We start from the raw sequence: 3,926 nt of genomic DNA on the forward strand, positions 1-3,926 counted from the left end.
TAATTCAGATTATAAAGCCTAAGCCTGCAGGAGGCTGGTTAAAATGTGGCATTGAAGAGTTTAAAGAGGAAGATATTAACAAGGTAGTGGAGCTGACTAATAAATATAATCTGGAGGGTAAATATAAAGACTATCCCGTGATTTCTGCTCAAATAGTTGAGGAGAGTAAGAATCAATTTGGATGCACATCAGGAGGAACGGATAGATTTTACATTAATGCAAAAGGAGATATTCAGCCCTGTGAATTCCTTAATATTTCATTTGGAAACATTGTTACTGATGATTTTGATGTCATGTATAATAAAATGAGGAATTGTTTTAATGTCGCTTGTGATTGCTGGCTTTGCGAGAAATATTCTGGAGAAGTATTAAAACTTTATAATGAATATAATCTAAAATCACTACCACTTCCTACTGATCTTTCGGAAAAAATATATAATAACTGGGATAGAGGTAATCCTACAGAACTTTATGAGAAAATTGAAAACATGAAGTAAATAAATTGATACGCCACCTCATAAAAGAGATGGCGTTTTAAATTCGCCTAAGACATCTTTCATTATACTAATAAATTCCTGAGATGCTCTAGAAAGGTATTTTTATTTATATAAGTCCTATCAAAGGCCAAAGAAAATGTATTTGTATAGAGTTGTTTTTGTAATTAACAAACAGTTATTTGCTAAAATTATTGACACTAAACAAACAAATGGGATATAATTACATTGGAAAGTTTTTGAATTTAAGGAGGTTATTGTATGAAAATGGCTTATGTAAGAGTATCAACTATAGAACAGAATGAGCATAGACAACTTGAAGTTCTAAAGAAATATAATATAGATAATTGGTTTTATGAGAAAGTTAGTGCTAAAGATACAAATAGGCCTGAACTAAAGAGAATGATAGCGATTGCTAGGGCAGACGATACAATATATATTCATAGCCTTGGTAGGATAGCCAGGAGTACAAAGGATCTATTAAATATAGTTGAAGAGTTACAAGCAAAGGGTATACACCTAGTAAGCAGTAAAGAAAATATAGACACGAATACAGCCACAGGCAAGCGAATGCTAACTATGATAGGCGCTATTAATACCTTTGAACGTGAGAACGTGTTAGAACGGCAGAGAGAGGGCATCGCCAAAGCAAAAGAGAATGGAGTATATTCAGGAAGAAAGGTTATAGATTATCCAAGCAACTGGTTTGAAGTATATAGCCAGTATAAGACAAGGGTACTAACAGGAACTAAAGCCATGAATATATTAGGACTTAAAAGAAATACATTTTATAAATTAATTAAAAGACACGAAGAGGGTTAATAGCCTATTCTACTGAAGAGTATCTAATATATCACTAATTATAATATATGGTAAAATATGTATAACGATAGTTTACACTGATTAAACCCTGTTATATTAAGACTTGTAGGGTTTTGATTTCCCAGCGAATATAATAATGAACGTTTAAATTTAATTAAATTTAATTAAAATTAAACTGAAATTAAACTGAAATTAAACTGATTTAAAATTTGATTTCAGCTGCGGCTAAACTTCCAATTAAATAAAACAAAAACTGTTTTATATTGGTATTGATACGCCACCTCATAAAAGAGATGGCGTTTCAAATTCGCCTAAGACATCTTTCATTATACTAATAAATTCCTGAGACGCTCTAGAAAGGTATCTTTTTTTTATGTAGCAGATTACTAAAGTTCTAGTAGTTTCTAAATTTTTCATTTGAAAATAAGTAGGAGCGATGGATGTTTGTGGGGATAAGGCTATGCTATCAGGAATAAAAGCAATACCCATGCCTGTTGAGACTAAAGCCTGAGTGGCCTCAATACTTCCACTTTCAAGTATTACTTTAGGGCTGAATCCAGCTTGTTTGCAAAGATCAATAGCAATTTGATGCAATTTTTGATGCTGCTTTAATAAAATAAAGGGTTCATCTCGCAGTTCATGAAGAGAAATTTCTGGATAGGTATGAGCAATATGTTGCTTTTCATGATGCTTAGCTAGTGCTTTTTTACAAGCAGGATGCTGCATAGGGAGTGCTAAAAGGATCTTTTCCATAAATATAGGTTCATAGGAGAAAAGATTCTCTTTTATGGGTAAAGTCATTATTGAAATATCTGTGATTCCTTTAATAGCTAGATTCTCTAGTTTAACAGAATTACCTTCTAGGAAAACTACGTCAATGCCAGGATATTTCTCATGGAACAGTGGAAGAACTTTTGGGATTACATAAGTACTTCTAGAAGTGGTAAGCCCTATGGTGAGGCGACCTTTTTTCAAATTTGATATATCTTCCATCTGATTTGTTAGTTGATCTTTCAAATTTAAAATGTTTTTAGCTGTCTCGGCATATAGCTCTCCCGCATATGTAAGTCTCAGTGGGTTAGTAGATCTATCGAATAATTGTACGCCTAATTGTTGTTCTAATTTTTGAATGTATTGGCTTAGAGAGGGTTGCGCTATATATAATTTTTGAGCAGCTTTCGAAAAACTTTTTTCTTCTGCTACTTTTAACATATATTGAAGTTTACGAAAATCCATAGTTCACTCCTAACTTATTTATATAGCATATAGTCTAATGACTATATGTTTTATTAATATTATAGTATTTGGTATGGTACAAGTTAAATGATACAATATAATAGAATGTAAAACAATGGCAAATATATGGAAATAAGAAAGCATAGGATGGTTGTAAATATGATGGAATTAATTATAACTGTATTAGTTGGATTCATTGGTGGGATAATAGCATTTAAATTAAAGGTGCCTGCTGGAGCTATGATAGGATCTATGCTGCTGGTAGCAGCGTATAGTATAATAACAGGAAATGCATATCTACCTCAGGATGCAAGAGTAATTACTCAGATTGCAGCGGGGGCGTTTATTGGATCAGGAATTAAAAAAAAGGATGTTTCGGGTCTTGGAAAAATGATGAAACCTGCAGTATTAATGTTGACACTTATGATAACATTGGATTTACTAATGGGATATATAATGTATAAGGCAACGGGAATTAGCCTAGTAACATGTCTTTTTGCTAGTGCCCCAGGTGGAATTGTAGATATGTCACTTATTAGCCAAGATTTAGGAGCAGAGTCTTCCAAAGTAGCAATATTACAATTAGTAAGACTTATGAGTGTAATGCTTCTATTTCCAACAATGATGAAATTTATTGCTAATAGATATGATGGTCCTAAAAAGGGTGATAATAATTGTATTAGTGAGTCTACTAAAGAGCACATGAGTCAGAAACAAAAGAGAATTAATTTAATGATAACAATATGTGTTGCTTTAGTAGCCGGATTTATAGGATATATTACAAAAATACCAGCAGGGGCAATGACTTTCGCAATGCTCTCAGTTGGGGCATTGAATGTATTTTTTAATAAAGGGTACATGCCAATAAACATGAAGCGTGCAACCCAAGTATTTGCGGGAATACTTATAGGGCAAAGAATGATGTATTCAGATTTAATAGCACTTAAAAGTGTAATGCTTCCAGCTTTTATACTTTTGGTAGGTATTATTGTAGTGAACATTTGTATTGGATTTTTAATAACTAAAGTAAGTGGACTAGAGTTAATTACGTCCCTACTCGCAAGTGCACCAGGGGGATTATCAGATATGGCTATCATTGCTAAGGATCTGGGCGGAGATGGACCAAAGGTTGCTTTACTTCAGCTTGTAAGATATGTTACTATAATTGCAATTTTTCCCATTATAATTAAAATTATTATTTCATAAATAACAAATTATATTAACGGATTGTTTACTAAATTAGGTTGACAGGGATTAGAATATGAAGTACTATTATTAAAAGAATAAATAATAATTCACCTTTAATTTGGTCCGGGAGACTGAGAAGGAGTAGATGTTTTATATTGTTATTACTACGCCTTCTCATAATAGAGA

At 32.5% G+C, this 3,926-nt stretch carries 4 protein-coding genes; 3 read left to right on the plus strand and 1 reads right to left on the minus strand.

The features are described 5' to 3' along the window. Both JJE11_RS16125 and JJE11_RS16130 read left to right on the plus strand, forming a co-directional pair. Positions 1-497, plus strand: a 497-nt coding sequence (locus tag JJE11_RS16125; protein WP_366927951.1) for an SPASM domain-containing protein, incomplete at its 5' end; no start/stop codon positions are given. Positions 498-755: 258 nt separating this feature from the next. Next, positions 756-1,316 carry a recombinase family protein gene (locus tag JJE11_RS16130; RefSeq protein WP_291637460.1) on the plus strand — a complete coding sequence of 187 codons (561 nt, stop codon included), beginning with the start codon at positions 756-758 and terminating at the stop codon, positions 1,314-1,316. A gap of 282 nt (positions 1,317-1,598) precedes the next feature. Here the strand turns inward: JJE11_RS16130 and JJE11_RS16135 are convergent, their stop codons facing one another. Continuing rightward, positions 1,599-2,552: a LysR family transcriptional regulator gene (locus JJE11_RS16135; RefSeq protein WP_291637462.1), complete on the minus strand. Its 954-nt coding sequence runs from the start codon at positions 2,550-2,552 to the stop codon at positions 1,599-1,601. A 159-nt stretch (positions 2,553-2,711) separates the two neighbouring features. On the opposite strand from JJE11_RS16135, the gene JJE11_RS16140 reads away from it, so the two are divergent. Beyond that, positions 2,712-3,758: an AbrB family transcriptional regulator gene (locus JJE11_RS16140; protein ID WP_291637464.1), complete on the plus strand. Its 1,047-nt coding sequence runs from the start codon at positions 2,712-2,714 to the stop codon at positions 3,756-3,758. The last annotated feature ends 168 nt before the right edge of the window (positions 3,759-3,926 follow it).

The organism is Clostridium sp. (assembly GCF_016650095.1).
GTDB lineage: Bacteria > Bacillota > Clostridia > Clostridiales > Clostridiaceae > Clostridium_AD.

Excerpts from the sequence above, each read along its gene's own strand:
- JJE11_RS16140 (WP_291637464.1), top strand. The coding sequence starts at position 2,712 with ATGATGGAATTAATTATAACTGTATTAGTTGGATTCATTGGTGGGATA.
- JJE11_RS16130 (WP_291637460.1), top strand. The coding sequence starts at position 756 with ATGAAAATGGCTTATGTAAGAGTATCAACTATAGAACAGAATGAGCAT.
- JJE11_RS16135 (WP_291637462.1), bottom strand. The coding sequence starts at position 2,552 with ATGGATTTTCGTAAACTTCAATATATGTTAAAAGTAGCAGAAGAAAAA.